We start from the raw sequence: 20026 nt of genomic DNA on the forward strand, positions 1-20026 counted from the left end.
ACGCCGCACCCCTCACACCCGGACCGCCTCGTAGCGCAGCTGCACCACACCGTTGCCGAAGGTCCGGGTTCCCGCCAGGCGCAGGTCCTCCCGTGTGTCCGAAGGCGCGAACAGCGGCCTGCCGCGCCCGAGCAGTACCGGGTGGACGTAGATCCGGTACTCGTCGATCAGGCCGAGACGGCGGAAGCCCGCCGCGAGGTTCGCGCCGCCGAGCGCGAGGTCCCCGTCCGCCCGTGCCCGTAGGTCCTCGATCTGAGCGGCGTCGATCTCGCGCACCACGGTCGTGCCCCAGTCGGCCCGCTCCAGGGTGCGGGAGTACACGTACTTCGGCATGTCCCGCCAGATACCGGCGAATTCGGCCATCTGCGGAGAGCTCTCCGGGTCGGCGTCGGCGGTCGGCCAGAACCCGGCCATCAGTTCGTAGCTGACCCGGCCGTCCAGGAACGCTCCCACCGTGCGGAGTTCGTCGTTGAAGTGCTGGTGCAGCTCCTCGTCGACGAGGTGCCATGCGATGTCCCGCTCCGGACCTTCGAAGAAGCCGTCGAGGGACACCGACATCATCAAGACGATCTTGTTCATGGGGTACCCGCCGTTTCCGTATCCAGGAGTACGCCCTCCCGGGAACGGCCGCCGACGTTACGCCCGAGGCGCCCTCCGTACCCGCAGCCGCGCCGTCGCACTGTCAGTGGCGCCGCTTAGAGTCACGCTCATGGCATCGCTTCCGAACCCCCTGCCGTCACTGGCCACCTCCGGCCTGGACCTCCCGCCCGGCTCCCTGGTGGACACGACCATGGACGGCACCTGGGACGAACCGCTCCTCTGGTACGCGAACGACCCCGCCACTCCCCGCACCTGGTCGGCGATGCGCGCCGCCGGCAAGCCGCTTGGGCTGCTTCCGGTGCTGATCGACGGCGGCAGGCGGGACCAGTGGCCCGAGGAGTGGGACCTCGACCCGGACGGGACGTCGTATCCCGGTGACCACGATGCCGAAGAGGTCCTCAACGACTACCGGTCGTACAACACCGAGGAGTTCGAGGACGACCCCGGGCATCTGGCCCTGGCCCCCCGCCCGGAGGCCGACGGGCTGGACGGCCCGGACTCGCTGGCCGCCGAGATCGCGGGCCAGATCATCGACGTGCGCGGCGGGGAGTCCGGTCCGCGGATCGCCCTCGTCCCGGCCCGCCGCAGCGCCGACATACCGGCGTCGATCGGCTGGACCGGCCCGATGAACCACGAGAACGACGTGGCCAGGCTCTGCGCGGTGCTCCGCTCCTGGGAGGACCGGTTCGACATCCGGGTCGTGGAGCTGGGGTTCGACACCCTGGTCGTCTCGGTCGGACGGCCGCCCACGACCCCGGCGGAGGCACGGGCACTGGCCGAGGAGCACTACGCGTTCTGCCCGGACAACATCGACCAGGGCCCGTCGGACGACCTGGCCGTCTACGCGGAGAAGTCGCTGCTCAACCAGGAGGCGTGGTCCTTCTGGTGGGACTGACCCACTGGCGTACGGGGGTGCTGGCACCACCCCCGGTGCGGTGGCTCGCCGGATGCCCGCACGGCGGCCAAGTCCCTATCTTCACAGTCATGTTGAAAGCCACGGCCGCCGCCGCGCTCACTCTGCTCACACTGACCGGCACCACCGCGTCCGCCACCCCTTCCTCCGGTACCTCCCGCCCGCCGTCCGATGTCGTCCGCACCGACAAGGGCTTCGTGCGGGGCACCGTCACCGACACCGCCCGTACGTTCCAGGGCATCCCCTATGCCCGTGCCGTCCGCTGGTCCCCTCCGGCCGCTCAGCCCGCCTGGCACGGGGTCAGAGCGGCGACGGCGCCCGGCGCGGCCTGCGCGCAATCGGGCGAGATCCCGGTCAGGGGGCCCGAGAGCTTCACCGAGGACTGCCTGTTCCTGAACGTCACCACGCCCCGCACCCCCTCCGCCTCCGGCCCCCGCCCGGTCATGGTGTGGCTGCACGGCGGTGACCACGAGGACGGCACCGGCAGCGCCTACGGGGCGCAGCGCCTGGCGGACCAGGGCGGTGTCGTCGTGGTGACCCTGAACTTCCGGCTGGGCGCCTTCGGTTATCTGGGCGACAGCAATCTGGGCCTTCAGGACCAGCAGGCGGCGCTGCGCTGGGTCCGGCGCAACGCTGCGGCCTTCGGCGGGGACCGCGACAACGTCACGCTCTTCGGCCAGTCCGGCGGTGCCCGCTCCGCCTGCGCCCACCTCGTCGCCCCCACCTCCGCCGGGCTCTTCGACCGGGCGATCCTCCAGAGCGGGCCCTGCCTGGACGAGGGGGAGACCCGCGGGACGGACCGGGCCACCCGTGAGAAGGCGCAGTTCGCCGCGCACGTCGACGGGCCCCTGGACCAGGCGTCCGCACGGGAGCTGGTCGCCGCCGACGACAGGTTCGACGCGGGCGAGAAGGAGATCCGCTACAGCCCGACGTACGGCACGAGGCTCCTTCCCCGTACGCCTCAACAGGCTTTCGCGACCGGCCGCTTCAACAGGGTGCCGGTGCTCACCGGCGTCAACCGCGACGAGGAGACCTTCCGTGCCTCCTGGAGCGTCGACATGGCCAAGAAGGCCCAGGACCCGGATGCCGAGGTGGAGACGGAGGACTTCCGGGCGTACGTCTGCGATGTCTACGGCCCCGCGATCGCCGACCGGACCGTCGCCCTCTACACCGGCCGGACCCCGAAGCTGCCCCCGGTCCTCGCCCTGGGCGCCGCGATGTCGGACGCCATGTGGGCCCGCCCCGCGGTCGACACCGACAACGCGCTCGGCGACCGGACCCCCACGTACGCCTACGAGTTCGCGCAGCCGGACAACCCCTGGTTCACGGACTTCCCGGCCCCTTCCTTCCCCATCGGCGCCCCGCACCTGAGCGAACTGCCGTACTTCTTCGACCTCGGCTACGGCACCACGCCGCTCACCGCCGAACAGCGCACCCTCGCCGCGTCGATGATCGGGATCTGGTCGGACTTCGCCCGCACCGGCAGGCCCGGCTGGAAGCCGTACACGCCCGCCGACCCGAACGTGCAGTCGATCGCGGCCGGCCGCACCGGCCCCACCGACTTCGCGAAGAACCACGAGTACACCTTCTGGAAGCAGCAGCTCGGCTGACCTCCGACCCGGCAGAAAGCCACAGCAGCCATGCCCCACCCGGACGCCCCGGACACCCCGGACGACGCGGACGCCGCGTTCACCGCGGACGACACGGACACCGCGCGACGCCTCATCGCGGAGTACCGCGCCCTGCCCGCCGACAGCGACCGCAAGCGCGCGATCATCGCCGAACTGGACGCCGACGTCACCGCGCAGCCGTTCCTCGTCTCGGTGGTCGCCGACGCGGGCGAGTACGACCTCGCCCGCGTCGAATGCGCCACGCTCCTGCGCCTGTGGCCCCCGGCCGACCCCGGTCTCGCCCACCGCGCCGGCCGGGCCCTGCTGGCGGCGCTGAACGACCCGGAGGAGGACCTGGTGCGCCAGTACGTGGTGCTGGCGCTGGGCCCCTACGCCTCCGACCCGGCGGTCACCGAGGCCCTGACCGCCGCCGCGCGGGCGGACGAGGACCCCCTCGTCCAGGTCGGTGCGAGGTCCGTCCTCGAAGCGGTGGGCAAGGCCTGATCGCACCCGCGGCTCGACGCCGCTCGGGCCACTTGTGCAGGTTGGGGCCCCCGAGACAACCTGATCGCTATCCGGAACATCTCCTCTCACAAGTCCGCGCCCCCGCTGCGGACGGTGAACGAGGAGCTGGAGCATGGTCCGACGCCCCAACCGCCCCAACCGCCACCGCGGACGCCTGATCGACTACCCCCGCCGGGGAAGAACCAACTGGCGCCGCTGGGTCCCTTCGTGGCGGCACGTGCTGAGCGGGGTCCTGCTCGGATGCGGTGCGCTGGCCGGGCTGTTCGCCGTGGTGTACGCGTCGGTCGACATCCCGGACGAGAACGCGGAGGCGCGCCGGCAGGGCTCCGTCTACTACTGGGCGGACGGCAGCCAGTTGGTGAGCGTGGGCACGGTCAACCGGCAGAACGTCACGCTCGCCGACATACCGGCTTCGGTGGAGGACGCGGTCATCGCCGCCGAGAACGAGACCTTCTACGACGACCCGGGGGTATCGGTGACGGGGCTCGCCCGCGCGGTCGTCAGCGTGGTCAAGGGCGGTGAGACCCAGGGCGGCTCCACCATCACCCAGCAGTACGTGAAGAACACCTATCTGACCCAGGAGCAGACGGCCACCCGGAAGGTGAAGGAGTTCTTCATCTCCCTGAAGCTGAACAACAAGCAGACCAAGGAGGAGATCCTCCAGGGGTATCTGAACACCAGCTGGTTCGGCCGCGGCGCCAACGGCGTCCAGGCGGCGGCGCAGGCGTACTACGGAATCCCCGCGAAGGACCTCGACCCCAGCCAGGCGGCGCTGCTCGCGGCCCTGCTCAAGGGGGCGGAGCAGTACGACCCGGCGATCAGCAAGGGCAACCACGAACGCGCCGTCGGCCGCTGGAAGTGGATCCTCGACCGGCAGGTGGAGACCGGCAGCATGACGAAGGCCGAGCGCGCCGAGTACCGGGAGTTCCCCGAGCCGCGCACGGCCGCCAAGCCGACCAGCCTCGGCGGCCAGACCGGCTACCTCGTCGACATCGCCAACAAGTACATCAAGAAGAGCTCGGGTCTCACCGACAAGGACCTGGCCCGGGGCGGCTACCGGGTGCACACCACCTTCGAGAAGGACAGGACGCAGCAGCTGGAGCGGGCCGTGCGGAGCGTGCGCGCGCGCGACCTCGACCCCAAGAAGCGCCCCGAGGACAAGTACGTCGAGGTCGGCGCCGCATCCGTGCGGCCCGAGGACGGGGCCGTGGTCGCGGTGTACGGCGGGGCCGACGCGACCACCCGCTTCGCCAACAACGCCGACACCGCGGGCGTCCCCGTCGGCTCGGCCTTCAAGCCCTTCGTGCTGGCTGCGGCCCTTCAGCACGGCAAGGGGATCACCCTGGAGAGCGGCTACGACAGTGAGGGGAACCTGGTCAGGGGCGGCCCGCTCGCGGTGCCCACCTATCCGCCGGGGGCCGGCCCCGGCTCGGTGAAGGTCACGGCGCCCACGACCCTGAGCGAGGCCCTGATCACGTCGGCCAACGCCACCTTCGTCCAGCTCGGCAAGCACATCGGGCTGAAGAAGGTGAAGGAGCTGGCGGTCGCGGCCGGGCTGCACGAGTCGAGCCTGGCCCGCCTGGACAAGTCCTTCCCCCTCGGCACGTCCACACCGAGCGCGGTCAGGATGGCGGACGCGTACACCGCCTTCAGCAACGAGGGCATGCGCGCCGATCCCTACTCGGTGACCCGGGTGACCCGCGACGGCGAGGAGATCGAGGGCTTCGCCAAGCCCGAGCTGCGGCGGGCGATGGACGCCTCGGTGGCGAACAACGTGAACAACGTCCTGGGGACGGTGGCCTGGACGAGGCTGACACGGGACGATCAGCTCGAACCGTTCATCAGGTCCCAGGCGCTCGACGGCCTCGCGGCGGGCGCGACCGGCGAGGGCGACCGGATGAGGTCGGCCTGGTTCATCGGCCACACCCAGGGGCTGACCACCGCCGTCACGATGTTCCGCAACAAGCCCGGCACCCCCCAACTGCTGGGGATGCAGGGCGTGGGTGGGGACGAATCGGACCGCGGCAATGTCTTCCCGCTCCGGATCTGGAGCGCCTACGTCACGGGGAAGTAGACGCACCCACCGGGCGGAAGGTCCCCCGGCCCTCGGCGGTACGAACGCCGAGGGCGGGCCACCCTCGGCGGCGCACCCGCCGAGGGCGGGCCGTCAGGACCCGCTGCGCCCCAGCCGCTGGGCGACCTCGGTCGCCCAGTACGTCAGGATCATCTGCGCCCCAGCCCGCCGGATGCCCGTCAGGCTCTCCAGAATGGCCGCGTCCCGGTCGATCCAGCCCTTCTCCGCCGCCGCCTCGATCATCGCGTACTCACCGCTGATCTGGTACGCGGCGACCGGCACGTCCACCGCGTCGGCGACCTTGGCGAGGATGTCCAGGTAGGGTCCGGCCGGCTTGACCATGACCATGTCGGCGCCCTCGTCGAGGTCGAGCGCCAGCTCCCGCAGGGACTCACGGGCGTTCGCCGGGTCCTGCTGGTACGTCTTGCGGTCGCCCTTGAGCGAGGAGCCGACGGCCTCGCGGAAGGGGCCGTAGAAGGCGGAGGAGTACTTCGCGGTGTACGCGAGGATCGACACGTCCTCGTGGCCCGTCTGGTCCAGCGCGTCGCGGACGACCCCGACCTGGCCGTCCATCATGCCGCTGGGACCCACCACATGGGCGCCCGCGTCGGCCTGGACCTGGGCCATCTCGGCGTACCGCTCCAGGGTGGCGTCGTTGTCGACACGGCCGTCGGCGGTCAGGACCCCGCAGTGGCCGTGGTCGGTGTACTCGTCCAGGCAGAGGTCGGACATGACGACGAGATCGTCACCGACCTCCTGCCGGACGGCGCGCAGACCGAGCTGGAGGATGCCCTCCGGGTCCGTGCCCGCCGTGCCCCGGGCGTCCTTCTTCGCGTCCTCCGGGACACCGAAGAGCATGATCCCGGAGACCCCGGCCGACACCGCCTCGACGGCGGCCTTCCGCAGGGTGTCCAGGGTGTGCTGCACCACTCCGGGCATGGCCGAGATGGCGACCGGGGCGCCGATGCCCTCGCGGACGAACGCGGGGAGGATCAGATTCGCCGGGTCGAGCCGTGTCTCGGCGACCATCCGCCGCATCGCCGGGGTCGTCCGCAGCCGCCGGGGGCGGGAGCCGGGGAAGTTTCCGTACACAGTCATCCTTCGACCATAGACCCGCGCACATCGGCGTCTTACCGACACCCGCGCCGGAAAAAGGCCCGGAACGACGGGCGGGCCCGGCCACCGAAGCGGCCGGGCCCACAGCGCGATCCGCCGGTCAGGTCGTCGTACGACGGCGCCGCGCGCCCGGACGCCGCTCGCTCGGCCGGGTCACCGGGTCACCGGCCTCCTTCGCCGCGTCCCGGCGCTGCGCGCCGAAGGCGGCGAGCGCCTCGGCGAGCTTGTGCACGGACGGCTCCGGCGACAGGACGTCGACCCGCAGGCCGTGCTCCTCGGCGGTCTTGGCGGTGGCGGGGCCGATACACGCGATGACGGTCAGGTTGTGCGGCTTGCCCGCGATGCCGACCAGGTTGCGCAGCGTCGAGGACGAGGTGAAGAGCACCGCGTCGAAGCCGCCGCCCTTGATGGCCTCACGCGTGTCGGCGGGCGGCGGCGAGGCGCGGACCGTGCGGTACGCGGTGACGTCGTCGACCTCCCAGCCCAGCTCGATGAGGCCGGCGACCAAGGTCTCGGTGGCGATGTCGGCGCGCGGCAGGAAGACGCGGTCGATCGGGTCGAAGACCGGGTCGTAGGGCGGCCAGTCCTCCAGCAGACCGGCGGCGGACTGCTCACCGGACGGCACCAGATCGGGCTTCACACCGAAGTCGATCAGCGCGGCGGCGGTCTGCTCGCCGACGGCCGCGACCTTGATCCCGGCGAAGGCACGGGCGTCGAGCCCGTACTCCTCGAACTTCTCCCGGACGGCCTTCACGGCGTTCACGCTGGTGAAGGCGATCCACTCGTAGCGGCCGGTGACCAGACCCTTGACCGCGCGCTCCATCTGCTGGGGCGTACGCGGGGGCTCGACGGCGATCGTCGGGACCTCGTGCGGCACGGCACCGTACGAACGCAGCTGGTCGGAGAGCGACGCCGCCTGCTCCTTCGTCCGCGGCACGAGCACCTTCCAGCCGAACAGCGGCTTGGACTCGAACCACGCGAGCTGGTCGCGCTGGGCGGCTGAGCTTCGTTCCCCGACCACGGCTATGACCGACTGGTGCCCGTCCGGCGACGGGAGGACCTTGGCCTGCTTCAGGACCTGGGCGATCGTCCCGAGGGTCGCCGTCCAGGTGCGCTGGCGGGTGGTCGTGCCGGCGACCGTGACGGTCAGCGGGGTGTCGGGCTTGCGGCCCGCGGACACCAGCTCACCGGCGGCGGCCGCGACCGAGTCCAGCGTGGTCGCCACGACGGCCGTCGCGTCGCTCGCGCCGACCTCGCTCCAGCAGCGGTCCGAGGCGGTACGGGCGTCGACGAAACGCACGTCGGCACCCTGCGCGTCCCGCAGCGGCACTCCGGCGTACGCGGGCACACCCACGACGTTCGCGACACCGGGGACGACCTCGAAGGGCACCCCCGCGGCGGCGCAGGCGAGCATCTCGGCGCCCGCGTTGCCGTCGAGACCGGGGTCGCCGGTCACCGCACGGACGACCCGCCTGCCACCCTTCGCGGCCTCCATGACAAGATTGGCCGCGTCCCTGAGAACGGGTACTCCGGCGGCTGTTGACGCCACGTCAACAACCGTCAGCTCAGGGGTGCTTACGCCTGCCCGCGCATGGCAGCGAACGACGTCGAGCACCTCCGGTTCGGCGACAAGGACGTCCGCGCTCGCGAGCGCCTCGACGGCGCGCAGGGTCAGCAGTCCGGGGTCGCCGGGACCGGCGCCGAGGAAGGTGACGTGTCCCTGTGCGGACAGGACCGGAAAGTCGGATGCGGCGGGGCCGGTGGGGCTCAAAGTGCTCGCTCCCCCATAAGACCGGCCGCACCCTTGGCAAGCATCTCGGACGCGAGTTCGCGACCGAGGGCCGCCGCGTCGTCGTGCGACGTGGGAACGGGACCGGTGGTGGACAGCTGCACCAGCGAGGAACCGTCGGTGGAACCGACGACACCGCGCAGGCGCAGTTCGTTGACAGTCTGACCGTCGACCAGGAGGTCGGCCAGCGCACCCACAGGTGCGGAGCAGCCGGCCTCCAGGGCGGCGAGCAGGGCACGCTCGGCGGTCACGGCGGCCCGGGTGTACGGGTCGTCGAGCTCGGCGAGCGCGGCGGCGAGGTCCGCGCTGGTTGCAGCGCATTCGATCGCCAGTGCTCCCTGGCCGGGAGCGGGCAGCATGATGTCGACCGACAGGAAGTCGGTCACCTCACCGGTGCGGCCGAGGCGGCTGAGCCCGGCGGCGGCGAGAACCACCGCGTCCAGCTCTCCGCCTCGTACGAAACCGATCCGGGTGTCGACGTTGCCCCGGATCGGCACGGTCTCGATGTCGATGCCGTGGCTCCGGGCGTACGCGTTGAGCTGCGCCATGCGGCGCGGCGAACCGGTGCCGATGCGGGCGCCGGACGGCAGCTGCGCGAAGGTCAGCCCGTCGCGCGCCACCAGTACGTCGCGCGGGTCCTCGCGCAGCGGCACGGCGGCCAGTACGAGGTTCTCGGGCTGTGCGGTCGGCAGGTCCTTGAGCGAGTGGACGGCGAAGTCCACCTCGCCCCGCAGCAGTGCCTCGCGCAGGGCGGCGACGAACACACCGGTCCCGCCGATCTGTGCGAGGTGCTCGCGGGAGGTGTCCCCGTACGTGGTGATCTCGACGAGCTCGACGGCGCGCCCGGTCACCTCGCTGACCGCGTCGGCCACCAGGCCGGACTGCGCCATGGCGAGCTTGCTGCGTCGGGTGCCCAGCCGCAGGGGCGCGGTGCTCTGCGCGCCCGGGGATGAGTTGTCGGTCATGACCGCCCTCTATTCGGGTCGTTCAGGTCTGCCCGGGAGACGGCGGCCACCGTCTGCGGGTCGAGGTCGAAGAGTTCCCGCAGCGCGTCGGCATACCCGGCGCCGCCGGGCTCACTGGCGAGCTGCTTGACCCGCACCGTGGGCGCGTGCAGGAGTTTGTCGACGACGCGGCGCACGGTCTGGGTGATCTCGGCGCGCTGCTTCTCGTTCAGGTCGGGGAGGCGCCCGTCGAGCCGGGCGATCTCACCGGCCACCACATCGGCGGCCATGGTGCGCAGGGCGACCACGGTCGGGGCGACATGGGCGGCGCGCTGAGCGGCGCCGAACGCGGCGACCTCGTCGGCGACGATGGTGCGCACCTGGTCCACATCGGCGGCCATCGGGGCGTCTGCGGACGCCTCGGCGAGCGACTCGATGTCGACGAGGCGCACACCGTCGATGCGGTGGGCCGCTCCGTCGATGTCGCGCGGCATGGCGAGGTCGAGCAGGGCGAGCCGGACGGGGCCGGTGCTCTGCGCGGGCACGAGGGCCCGCGCGGTCCTGGGGGCAGCGGCCGTGGCGGAACCGTTCTCCACCCACGCCGCGTGCTGGTCGAGGTCGTCGGGGGTGGCGGCGGCGGTGGCCGCGGGCGCCTCGACGGCGGCGTCGTAGGGGATGCCGAGCGCTCCGGCGACGGCCTCGGCGGTCAGGACGAGCCCGGTGGCGCCGGTGCAGGAGACCACGACGTCGGCACGTGTCAGTTCGTCCGCGACCACGGCCATCTCGACGGCGCGGGCGCGCACACCGGTGCCGTCGGCCTGGTGCAGGATCTCGACGAGCCGGTCGGCGCGGGCCCGGGTCCGGTTGGCGACGACGATCTCGGAGACGCCGGTACGGGCGAGCGTCGCGGCGGCCAGCGAGGACATCGAGCCCGCGCCGATCACCAGGGCGCGCTTGCCGCCGGCCCAGGCGGCGGGGTCGGCGTCACCGGCGAGCTGCTGGAGCCCGAAGGTGACGAGCGACTGCCCGGCCCGGTCGATCCCGGTCTCGCTGTGGGCGCGCTTGCCGACCCGCAGGGCCTGCTGGAAGAGGTCGTTCAGCAGCCGGCCGGCGGTGTGGATCTCCTGGCCCAGCGCGAGCGCGTCCTTGATCTGGCCGAGGATCTGACCCTCGCCGACCACCATCGAGTCGAGGCCGCAGGCCACCGAGAAGAGGTGATGGACGGCCCGGTCCTCGTAGTGCACATAGAGATACGGAGTGAGCTCGTCGAGCCCGACCCCGCTGTGCTGGGCGAGCAGGGTGGACAGCTCGGCGACGCCCGCGTGGAACTTGTCCACGTCGGCGTACAGCTCGATGCGGTTGCAGGTGGCCAGCACGGCGGCCTCGGTCGCGGGCTCCGCGGCGAGGGTGTCCTGCAACAGCTTGGTCTGGGTGTCGGCGGCCAGCGAGGCCCGCTCCAGGACGGAGACGGGGGCGCTGCGGTGACTCAGACCCACGACGAGGAGACTCATGCCGGCATCACGGCGGGCATGTCCCCGTCGGGTCCCTTCCGGCTCACCGGGGTGGCGCGCATCGGCGGCGCCGCCTCGTCGTCGCCCTCGACGGCCGCCGCGTCCTCGCCGGCCTTGCGCTGCTCGTGGAAGGCGAGGATCTGGAGCTCGATGGAGAGGTCGACCTTGCGCACGTCGACACCGTCGGGCACCGAGAGCACGGTGGGGGCGAAGTTCAGGATGGAGGTCACGCCCGCGGCGACGAGCCGGTCGCAGACCTGCTGGGCCGCGCCGGGCGGGGTGGTGATCACGCCGATGGACACACCGTTGTCGCTGATGATCCGGTCCAGGTCGTCGGTGTGCTGGACGGCGATCCCGGCGACGGGCGTACCGGCCATGGCCGGGTCGGCGTCGATCAGGGCCGCGACCCGGAAACCGCGGGAGGCGAAGCCGCCGTAGTTGGCGAGCGCGGCGCCGAGGTTACCGATACCGACGATGGCGACCGGCCAGTCCTGGGTGAGCCCGAGTTCGCGGGAGATCTGGTACACGAGATACTCGACGTCGTACCCGACACCACGGGTGCCGTAGGACCCCAGGTAGCTGAAGTCCTTGCGCAGCTTCGCGGAGTTGACCCCCGCGGCCGTGGCGAGCTCCTCGGAGGAGACCGTGGGAACCGATCGCTCGGAGAGCGCGGTCAGTGCGCGCAGATACAGCGGAAGTCGGGCGACGGTGGCCTCGGGAATTCCTCGGCTACGGGTCGCCGGTCGGTGAGTTCGGCCAGTTGCCACGGTGCTCCTGCGGGATGAGCGGGGCTGCAGGCGGCCGTATGTCCCAAGACCGCCCCGTCGAATGCAGGCTATGTCTTTGTGAACGCGTGCACAAAGATGGTGTCCGTTTTGTCCGGTCAAAGTGACCGGGGTCACGCACATTGCCTGCGCGATCCCGGAACCACGGACCGCATCAACCCGTTGCAGGCTCGAAGGGGACAAAGCGGTGCACGCTCCTCATGTCTACGCCCCCGAGACCACTCAAAACGCCCATGATGGTAGCCGGGTTTCGGTCAGGCCCCCAGTGCGTCGCGCAGCCTGACCGGGTCGACGCGCCAGAACGTGTGCTGTTCGCCATCGATCAGCACCACCGGAATCTGCTCCCAGTACTCCTTGTACAGCGCCTCGTCCTCGGTGATGTCCTTCTCCACCCACGACGCGCCGGTCTCCTCACAGACCGCCCCCACGACCGCCCTGGCGTCGTCACACAAGTGACAACCGGGCTTCCCCACCAGGGTGATCACCCGCTCGGCGGGCTTCTTCCTCTTACGACGCAGCAAGGCACTCATGCACTCATTCTGCGCCCGCCGGAGCCCGGCCCGGCCCCCCGCGCCGCACGGGCGCCGTTCCCGCGGCGGGCCGACGCCGTACGCCCGGAATCACCCGTTTAACGATTCGGCCTCGGAGAGTTCACGTCTCGGCATCCCGGCAGGTCGGGCACGTACGGACGGACTGGTTATGCTCACGGCATGGCCGCTCTTGGATGGCTCACACCCCGTAGGCGTTCCGCGACTGCACGGAGCGTGCTGGCCGGCGAGGCAGCAGCCGAAGCAGCACGCAGGACCTCGCTCGCCACCGATGACCCCTCTCTTCTCCCGGAAACGCCCGAAGCGCCGGAAGCCGCGGCGTCCGAGGCCGCCGGGGAACCCGCGTTCCCGGTGGCCGGGGACGACCGCGCCGCCGCCTTCTTCGACCTCGACAACACCGTGATGCAGGGCGCCGCGCTCTTCCACTTCGGCCGCGGCCTGTACAAGCGGAAGTTCTTCCAGCGCCGCGAGCTCACCCGGTTCGCCTGGCAGCAGGCATGGTTCCGGCTGGCGGGCGTCGAGGACCCGGAACACATGCAGGACGCCCGCGACAGCGCCCTGTCCATCGTCAAGGGCCACCGCGTATCCGAGCTGATGTCCATCGGCGAGGAGATCTACGACGAGTACATGGCCGACCGCATCTGGCCCGGCACCCGCGCCCTCGCCCAGGCCCACCTCGACGCCGGACAGAAGGTCTGGCTCGTCACGGCCGCCCCGGTGGAGACCGCCACGATCATCGCCCGCCGCCTCGGCCTGACCGGCGCCCTGGGCACCGTCGCCGAATCCGTCGACGGCGTCTACACCGGCCGCCTCGTCGGCGAACCGCTGCACGGCCCGGCCAAGGCCGAAGCGGTACGCGCCCTGGCCGCGGCCGAGGGCCTGGACCTGGACCGCTGCGCGGCGTACAGCGACTCCCACAACGACATCCCGATGCTCTCCCTGGTCGGCCACCCCTACGCGATCAACCCGGACACCAAGCTCCGCAAGCACGCGCGCGCCCTGGACTGGCGGCTGCGCGACTACCGCACGGGACGCAAGGCCGCCAAGGTCGGCATCCCCGCCGCCGCGGGCGTGGGCGCCCTGGCCGGCGGCACCGTCGCGGCGGTCGCACTGCACCGCCGCCGCCGCTGATCGCACGCGTGAGCACACCCGCGAGCTCGCCCGCGGTCCCGCCGCCCGGTCCTGCGGCCCCGTGCCACGCCCGGGGCCGCAGGCCGATCGGGACCGGATGAACACGCACCGCGACCACCCCTCCGGCCAGTCGGATTACCGACGCCCGACCACAACCTGTCGCGCCCATAGACAGATCACGAAGTAATCCGATCAATAACCGGTCACGATGTGCTACTTGATACGTCGCTAAACAGTAAGAGAAGCGACGTAATCGATGATTTGAGCAACTCGGTGTAGCGCCGCCTGTACGAAGCGTTATTCTCCTCAGACGCATACCGGAGCCGTTACTCGCTACGACGTGTGACGGTATTCGAACTGCTCGTGATGGAAGCTCTGCCTCTGGGAGTCCCGTGTACCCACACGTCGGGGTTGACGCCTCGGGCCTGGCTACGCTGCGTGCAACGGTCATTGACCGCTTGCGCGGCTTCGTCCCCACCGCGTACGCCGTCCCCGCCTTTGCCACCCCTGCACCTGCCGGCCCCTGCTACGCCCTGGCCGAACGCGGTGCGGCGGTCGGAAGACGCAGCAACCGCGGCGCCACGACCACGTCAACCGTTCGCCGGCCCACCGCCGACAGCGACAGCGCGCGCATGATGGATCTCGTCGAGCGCGCACAGGCCGGTGAGGCGGATGCCTTCGGCCGCCTATACGACCAGTACAGCGACACCGTGTACCGGTACATCTACTACCGCGTGGGCGGCAAGGCGACAGCGGAGGACCTCACCAGTGAGACCTTCCTCCGCGCGTTGCGCCGTATCTCCACGTTCACCTGGCAGGGCCGCGACTTCGGCGCCTGGCTGGTCACCATCGCTCGAAACCTGGTCGCCGACCACTTCAAATCCAGTCGTTTCCGACTGGAAGTGACCACCGGCGAAATGCTCGACGCCAACGAGGTCGAGCGCAGCCCCGAGGACTCCGTCCTGGAGTCCCTCTCCAACGCCGCACTGCTCCAAGCCGTGCGCCGACTCAACCCGCAGCAGCAGGAGTGCGTCACGCTGCGGTTCCTCCAGGGCCTCTCGGTCGCCGAGACCGCCCGCGTGATGGGCAAGAACGAGGGCGCGATCAAAACCCTCCAGTACCGAGCCGTCCGCACACTGGCCCGGCTCCTCCCCGACGACGCCCGCTGACCCCACAGCCGGGCAAAGAAATCACCTTCGGCAACCAATCCGTCACACACTGGTCCGATCATCCTTCGTGCGTAACCCAAGTGCCGAACGGCTCGTTGTGCCGGTCGAAGGCCCCCTGTCGTCACCCCCTGTCCGTTACCACTCACTCGATCGTGTGGAAACGCTCAAGGTGTGCAACCTTCCGGATCCCCAGGGGAGTCGACCGTCCATGACGAGAGGAGGTGCCGCCAGTGATCGCAAACGTTTCGGCACACCGGCGGGCGAACGCCTTCGCCCAGGCCCTGGAGGAGCAGACGCCCCAGGGTGCGGCGGCCGTACAGCCCGAGGAACCGGCCGAACAGGCCGACCACGGAAAGCTGTTGGCCCTGGCGAACGGCCTCGGTGAGCTACCGAAGCCACAGTTGGATCCCGAGGTCAAAGTGGTGCAACGAGCCCAGCTCGTCGCTGCCATGGAGACCATGTTCGCCGAGGGTGGCGCATCCACGGGCCCTCCGGTACCCGAACAACGGAACAGGGGGGCCCACCGGGCCTCCCCACTCCGGAAGTTGCGCCCCCGCTCACGCTGGGCGAAGGGTCTCACCGCCGGTGGGCTCACCGTCGGTGTGGCCGCGGGCGCTTTCGGCGGAGTGGCCGCCGCCAGCTCCGACGCCCTGCCCGGTGACTCCCTCTACGGCCTCAAGCGAGGCATGGAGGACATCAACCGCGGCATGGCCGACGGCGACGCGGACCGCGGCGAGGTCTACCTCGACCAGGCATCGACCCGGCTCAGTGAGGCCCGCCGCCTCATGGAGCGGGGACGCTCGGGCGAGATGGACCACGAATCGCTCGGTGAGATCAGGCGCGCGCTCAACGGTATGTCGCACGACGCCTCCGAGGGCCACCGGCTGCTCCACTCCGCCTACCAGCGGGACGGCACCATCGGCCCGATCCAGACCCTGGACTCCTTCTCCCGCTCGCACCGCGAGAGCTGGAGCAGCCTCCGCGACCGACTGCCCGTGCAGCTGACCGACATCGGCGAAAAGGTCAGCTCGGTCTTCGAAGCCATGGACGAGGAAGTAGCACCGCTCCAGTCCCTCCTCCCCCGTACGCCGGGCAGGAGCGGCGGCACCGCGCGTTCCGACTCCCCCGGACAGTCCCACGACACCACCCGGCCCCAGCGACCGGCACCCTCGCCCCCCGCGGCCTCCGAAGGCCACAGCGGCGACACCACCTCGCCGAAACCCTCGGGCTCCGGCGACGCCTCCGCCGAGGGCCTGCTCGGCGGCGGTACGGGCGGTCTGCTGGACAACCTCCCCACGGACGGCACCCTTCCGTCCCCCGACGACGAGACCGGCAAGCCGCCCGCACCGGACGTGACCCTGCCACCCCTGCTCCCGGGCCTGCTCCCGGGGCTGGGAATCGACGGCGAGAGCCTGAAGCCGTAAGGCCGCACCGGAGGGGGCCGGTCACTCGGATCGAGTGACCGGCCCCCTCCCGGCGCGCCCGCACCCGAATCCCGCATCGTGAACCCGGCCCCGGACCGAACAGGACCTGACCGGAAAGACGTCAGAAGAAGACCGACCGCCGCTGCACCAGCAGCTTGTACAGCGTGTGCTGGATCTGCTCCCGCACCTGGTCCGTCAGGTTGAACATCAGCATCGGGTCCTCCGCCGCCTCCGGCGGATACCCGTCCGTGGGAATCGGCTCCCCGAACTGGATCGTCCACTTCGTCGGCAGCGGCACCGCCCCCAACGGCCCCAGCCACGGGAACGTCGGTGTGATCGGGAAGTACGGGAACCCCAGCAGCCGCGCCAGGGTCTTGGCGTTGCCGATCATCGGGTAGATCTCCTCCGCGCCCACGATCGAGCACGGCACGATCGGCACACCGGCCCGCAGCGCCGTCGACACGAAACCGCCCCGCCCGAAGCGCTGGAGCTTGTACCGCTCGCCGAACGGCTTGCCGATGCCCTTGAAGCCCTCCGGCATCACCCCGACGATCTCGCCGCCCTCCAGCAGCCGCTGCGCGTCCTCCGCGCAGGCCAGCGTGTGACCGGCCTTCCGCGCGAGCTCGTTGACGACCGGCAGATGGAAGACCAGATCGGCGGCCAGCAGCCGCAGATGCCGTCCGGCCGGATGGTTGTCGTGCACCGCGACCTGGAGCATCAGCCCGTCCAGCGGCAGCGTCCCGGAGTGGTTGGACACGATGAGCGCCCCGCCGTCGGACGGGATGTTCTCGATCCCCTTCACCTCGACCCGGAAGTACTTGTCCGCGATCGGCCGGAGCATCGACATCAGGACCTGGTCGGTGAGCTCCTTGTCGTAACCGAACTCGTCGACCTCGTAGTCCCCGGTGACCCGGCGCCGCAGGAACGCCAGGCCGCCCGCGATCCGCCGGTCCCAGCCGCCACGCTCCGGACCCTCCTGAGCCCCCTGTGACTCCTGGGGCGGCGCGGCAGCGGATTCGGGGACCTGCCCGCCCGGCAGCGCGCTCACGGGCGCCGTGGAGCCCTCGCCCTGCCCGGTCGCGCCGCTGCCCGCCCCGGTCCGGCGACGTGCCGAACGCGGCGCGCCACCACCGGACCGCGAACGGTCGTCGTCGAACGGAATGACCTTGGCATCCGCCATCGTCGGTGCGCTCCTCTACCTGGCGCCGTGAGTCGTCTGTACCGCACCGGCCCCGTCACCCGAAGGCCCGGCACCGCTCCCGCCACCCGTCGGCCCGCCACCGGGACCGCCCGGCAACGGCAGCGCCGCCAGCCGGTCCACCGCCCTGCCCACCACTTCGGGCGGCAGCAGTCCCGGTCCCCGGCTCCGCGCGAATTCCGCGAAGGTCTCCGCCGTGCTGAACTTCGGACGGAAACCCAGCGTCTCGCGCATCTGCACGGTGGAGACCACCCTGCCATGGGTGAGCAGCCGGATCTGTTCCGCCGAGAAGTCGGTCATGCCGATCGTACGGAGGGCCGAGCCGACCCAGGTGACGGCGGGCAGCAGCACCGGCACGGTCGGCCGCCCCAGCCGCCGCGCGCACTGCGAGAGCAGCAGCACCCCGTCGCCCGCGATGTTGAACGTCCCGCTGTTCAGCGTCCCGCGCCGGGGCTCGCGCGAGGCGATCCCCAGGACGTCGATGACATCGTCCTCGTGCACGAACTGGAGCCGCGGGTCGTACCCGAGGACCGTCGGCAGGACGGGCAGCGACAGATAGTCGGCGAGCGGCGAATCCGGATGCGGTCCCAGGATGTTCGCGAACCGCAGGACGCACACCGCGACATCGGGCCGGCGGCGCGCGAAGCCCCGTACGTACCCCTCGACCTCCACCGCGTCCTTGGCGAAGCCGCCGCTGGGCAGGGACTTGGGCGGCGTGGTCTCGGTGAACACCGCCGGATCGCGGGGGGCGGAGCCGTACACACTCGTACTGGACTTGATCACGAGCCGTTGGACGGTCGGCGACTTCTGGCAGGCACCGAGCAGCTGCATGGTGCCGATGACGTTGTTCTCCTTGACCGCCGTCCGGCCGCCCGCACCGAGCGCCTTGCCGGAGACGTCCAGATGGACGACCGTGTCGACGGAGTGCTGGGCGAGGACCCTGGCGATCGCGGGCTGCCGGATGTCCGCGCGGACGAATTCGGCGTCGCCCAGCCGATGCTCGGGCGTGACCGCGTCGACGGCGATCACCCGGTCCACACCGGGTTCGCGCTGGACGCGCCGCACGAAGCGGCCCCCCAGCTGCCGGGCCACTCCGGTGACGAGCACGACCTTGCCCAAGATCAGCGCCTTCCGTCGGTCGTGAGAGCGGGTCCCGCGCGGAGCGCGGGAATCCCCTGGCCGTCACCGTAGCCGGTCGATGTTGCCCTGTGACGACCCCATGACGGGCTTGGCGCGGGCTTGCCCGAAAAAAGCACCGCAGCCCTCCCGCCAGGACGGCGGAAGGGCTGCGGATTCACGAACTGCGTTCGCTTACTTCTTGTTGCGACGCTGAACGCGCGTGCGCTTGAGCAGCTTGCGGTGCTTCTTCTTGGCCATCCGCTTGCGCCGCTTCTTAATAACAGAGCCCACGACTACCCTCGCTCACTTCATCTTCACTGGTGCGGGGCGTCTGGGCCCACACGACCTACGTCGGCCTAGCCTACCCGCCACAGAGTGAGGGACGTAATCCGAGGGCGATGTCAGGCCGACTCCACCCCCACAAAGGACTCGCGGAGATACTCGTGAACCGCTTGCTCCGGCACCCGGAAGGACCTTCCCACCCGGATCGCCGGCAGATGACCGCTGTGCACCAAGCGGTACACGGTCATCTTCGACACTCGCATGACCGACGCGACTTCCGCCACGGTCAGAAACTTGACCTCGTTCAGAGGCCTCTCGCTGCCAGCAGCCATGACCCACCTGTACCTTCCGCATGCGACGCGCACCGGCTTCCCCTCCGGTGACTCTTCGTCGTTGTGCGCTCACTGCCCAGATTAGGGGCGGGTGATGCGAGTGGGGAAGAGGAGAGGCGATCGGCCGCCTACTGTGACAGACACGCCCGATTGAGTACATAGCGAGTAAGCGGGCGGTAGTAGTCCGACTGCACGCCGTCATCAAGCGGAACCGCGACGGACACCCTCCCCTCGGCCTCCCCGACGAACAGCGCGGGATCATCCGTATCCGCCAGCCCGATGGCCTCGATGCCCAGCTGACCTGCACCGCAGACCCAGCCGTGGTCCCCGATCACCAGCGCGGGCAGTACTCCGAACTGCTGCGCCGCCGCCGCCAGCGCGACCCGAACCGGCAGCGGGGAGTGGCTGTGCACGCCGGTCCCACCACCAGGGGCCCGCACGCCGGGTTCGCGCATCAGAGCGACACGTCGTACGTAGTCGAGGTGGTACGTGCGTACGCCGAACCGGGTCGTTATGTCGACAGATCGCCCCTGCGCGGGGGTGAGTACGTGGCACCCTGCCGCCGACAAGGCGTCTGCCAGCTCGGCGTAGAACCCGATCAGTCGGTGCGGATGGCCGGTCCCGAACAGCACCGGCGCCCGCCGGGCCGCCACTCCGGCGAGCCGCTCGGCGAACGCGGCCAGACCGGCCAGCGTCCGTTCCGGATCGATCACATCCTGACCGGAAACATGCGCGGGATCGTCCGAGACCCCGCACTTGTCGGCCATCAGCCGCAACAGATCACGCTCGCCCCAGGCCCACTCCGGATCGAGGCCGAGCGTCGCCCGCGGATCCCGCACGGCGAAGAGCCGATAACTCCGCAGGCTGTTCTCCCGCGAGGTGGCCACGGGCCCGGCCAGCCGGGCCGCCAGCAGATGAGCGCGCAGCGCTCCAGTGCTCAACACCCTTGCGATGCT

General features: G+C 70.8%; 19 protein-coding genes. 7 read left to right on the forward strand and 12 right to left on the reverse strand.

The annotated features are described in order from the left end of the window. Positions 1-12: 12 nt before the first annotated feature. Positions 13-579, reverse strand: coding sequence for a dihydrofolate reductase family protein (locus OG251_RS16975; protein WP_326677983.1), 567 nt, complete (start codon positions 577-579; stop codon positions 13-15). Positions 580-709: 130 nt separating this feature from the next. Here OG251_RS16975 and OG251_RS16980 point away from each other — a divergent pair, with 130 nt between their 5' ends. The 4 genes from OG251_RS16980 to OG251_RS16995 all read left to right on the forward strand — a co-directional run bounded on the left by OG251_RS16980 (position 710) and on the right by OG251_RS16995 (position 5722). Beyond that, positions 710-1495, forward strand: coding sequence for a DUF4253 domain-containing protein (locus OG251_RS16980; protein ID WP_326677984.1), 786 nt, complete (start codon positions 710-712; stop codon positions 1493-1495). An 89-nt stretch (positions 1496-1584) separates the two neighbouring features. Further along, complete coding sequence (locus OG251_RS16985; protein WP_326677985.1) at positions 1585-3123, forward strand: carboxylesterase/lipase family protein; 1539 nt, start codon at positions 1585-1587, stop codon at positions 3121-3123. Between the two features lie 30 nt (positions 3124-3153). Further along, the gene (locus tag OG251_RS16990) at positions 3154-3627 is read left to right on the forward strand and encodes a hypothetical protein (RefSeq protein ID WP_326677986.1); all 474 of its coding nucleotides are present in this window, start codon (positions 3154-3156) and stop codon (positions 3625-3627) included. A 133-nt stretch (positions 3628-3760) separates the two neighbouring features. Next, positions 3761-5722, forward strand: a complete 1962-nt coding sequence (locus OG251_RS16995; RefSeq protein WP_326677987.1) for a transglycosylase domain-containing protein — start codon at positions 3761-3763, stop codon at positions 5720-5722. A 93-nt stretch (positions 5723-5815) separates the two neighbouring features. Here the strand turns inward: OG251_RS16995 and hemB are convergent, their stop codons facing one another. From hemB to OG251_RS17025, 6 genes are all read right to left on the reverse strand, one after another. Next, positions 5816-6820 (reverse strand): porphobilinogen synthase, encoded by a 1005-nt coding sequence (gene hemB / locus OG251_RS17000; RefSeq protein WP_326677988.1) that lies wholly within the window; start codon positions 6818-6820, stop codon positions 5816-5818. 118 nt (positions 6821-6938) lie between these two features. Next, complete coding sequence (locus tag OG251_RS17005) at positions 6939-8609, reverse strand: bifunctional uroporphyrinogen-III C-methyltransferase/uroporphyrinogen-III synthase (RefSeq protein ID WP_326677989.1); 1671 nt, start codon at positions 8607-8609, stop codon at positions 6939-6941. Next, the gene (gene hemC / locus OG251_RS17010) at positions 8606-9592 is read right to left on the reverse strand and encodes a hydroxymethylbilane synthase (RefSeq protein ID WP_326677990.1); all 987 of its coding nucleotides are present in this window, start codon (positions 9590-9592) and stop codon (positions 8606-8608) included. The genes OG251_RS17005 and hemC overlap by 4 nt, the downstream gene beginning before the upstream one ends. Then, the gene (locus tag OG251_RS17015; RefSeq protein ID WP_326677991.1) at positions 9589-11082 is read right to left on the reverse strand and encodes a glutamyl-tRNA reductase; all 1494 of its coding nucleotides are present in this window, start codon (positions 11080-11082) and stop codon (positions 9589-9591) included. The genes hemC and OG251_RS17015 overlap by 4 nt, the downstream gene beginning before the upstream one ends. Then, on the reverse strand, positions 11079-11849 hold the full coding sequence (locus OG251_RS17020; protein WP_326677992.1) for a redox-sensing transcriptional repressor Rex: 771 nt from the start codon (positions 11847-11849) through the stop codon (positions 11079-11081). Before OG251_RS17020 ends, OG251_RS17015 begins: the two co-directional genes overlap by 4 nt. Before the next feature lie 272 nt (positions 11850-12121). Next, positions 12122-12397, reverse strand: a complete 276-nt coding sequence (locus tag OG251_RS17025; RefSeq protein WP_326677993.1) for a glutaredoxin family protein — start codon at positions 12395-12397, stop codon at positions 12122-12124. A gap of 180 nt (positions 12398-12577) precedes the next feature. Between OG251_RS17025 and OG251_RS17030 the strand changes: the two genes are divergently transcribed. From OG251_RS17030 to OG251_RS17040, 3 genes are all read left to right on the forward strand, one after another. Continuing rightward, positions 12578-13546: an HAD family hydrolase gene (locus tag OG251_RS17030; protein WP_326677994.1), complete on the forward strand. Its 969-nt coding sequence runs from the start codon at positions 12578-12580 to the stop codon at positions 13544-13546. A gap of 392 nt (positions 13547-13938) precedes the next feature. Next, positions 13939-14715, forward strand: coding sequence for an ECF subfamily RNA polymerase sigma factor, BldN family (locus tag OG251_RS17035; protein ID WP_073725534.1), 777 nt, complete (start codon positions 13939-13941; stop codon positions 14713-14715). A 230-nt stretch (positions 14716-14945) separates the two neighbouring features. Continuing rightward, positions 14946-16139, forward strand: a complete 1194-nt coding sequence (locus tag OG251_RS17040) for a DUF5667 domain-containing protein (RefSeq protein ID WP_326677995.1) — start codon at positions 14946-14948, stop codon at positions 16137-16139. A 121-nt stretch (positions 16140-16260) separates the two neighbouring features. Here OG251_RS17040 and OG251_RS17045 read toward each other — a convergent pair whose 3' ends face one another. The 5 genes from OG251_RS17045 to OG251_RS17065 all read right to left on the reverse strand — a co-directional run bounded on the left by OG251_RS17045 (position 16261) and on the right by OG251_RS17065 (position 20014). After that, positions 16261-17319 carry a lysophospholipid acyltransferase family protein gene (locus tag OG251_RS17045; protein ID WP_326677996.1) on the reverse strand — a complete coding sequence of 353 codons (1059 nt, stop codon included), beginning with the start codon at positions 17317-17319 and terminating at the stop codon, positions 16261-16263. A gap of 15 nt (positions 17320-17334) precedes the next feature. Next, a complete protein-coding gene (locus OG251_RS17050) occupies positions 17335-18456 on the reverse strand; it encodes an NAD-dependent epimerase/dehydratase family protein (protein WP_326677997.1) in 1122 nt (373 codons plus the stop codon). Between the two features lie 192 nt (positions 18457-18648). Then, the gene (locus OG251_RS17055) at positions 18649-18747 is read right to left on the reverse strand and encodes a 30S ribosomal protein bS22 (protein WP_003948845.1); all 99 of its coding nucleotides are present in this window, start codon (positions 18745-18747) and stop codon (positions 18649-18651) included. Between the two features lie 110 nt (positions 18748-18857). Beyond that, complete coding sequence (locus OG251_RS17060; protein ID WP_014046653.1) at positions 18858-19070, reverse strand: helix-turn-helix domain-containing protein; 213 nt, start codon at positions 19068-19070, stop codon at positions 18858-18860. Between the two features lie 128 nt (positions 19071-19198). Next, positions 19199-20014, reverse strand: coding sequence for a phosphatase (locus tag OG251_RS17065; protein WP_326677998.1), 816 nt, complete (start codon positions 20012-20014; stop codon positions 19199-19201). Between the last annotated feature and the right edge of the window lie 12 nt (positions 20015-20026).

Origin of the sequence: Streptomyces sp. NBC_01237 (assembly GCF_035917275.1) — a bacterium.
Taxonomy (GTDB): Bacteria; Actinomycetota; Actinomycetes; order Streptomycetales; family Streptomycetaceae; genus Streptomyces.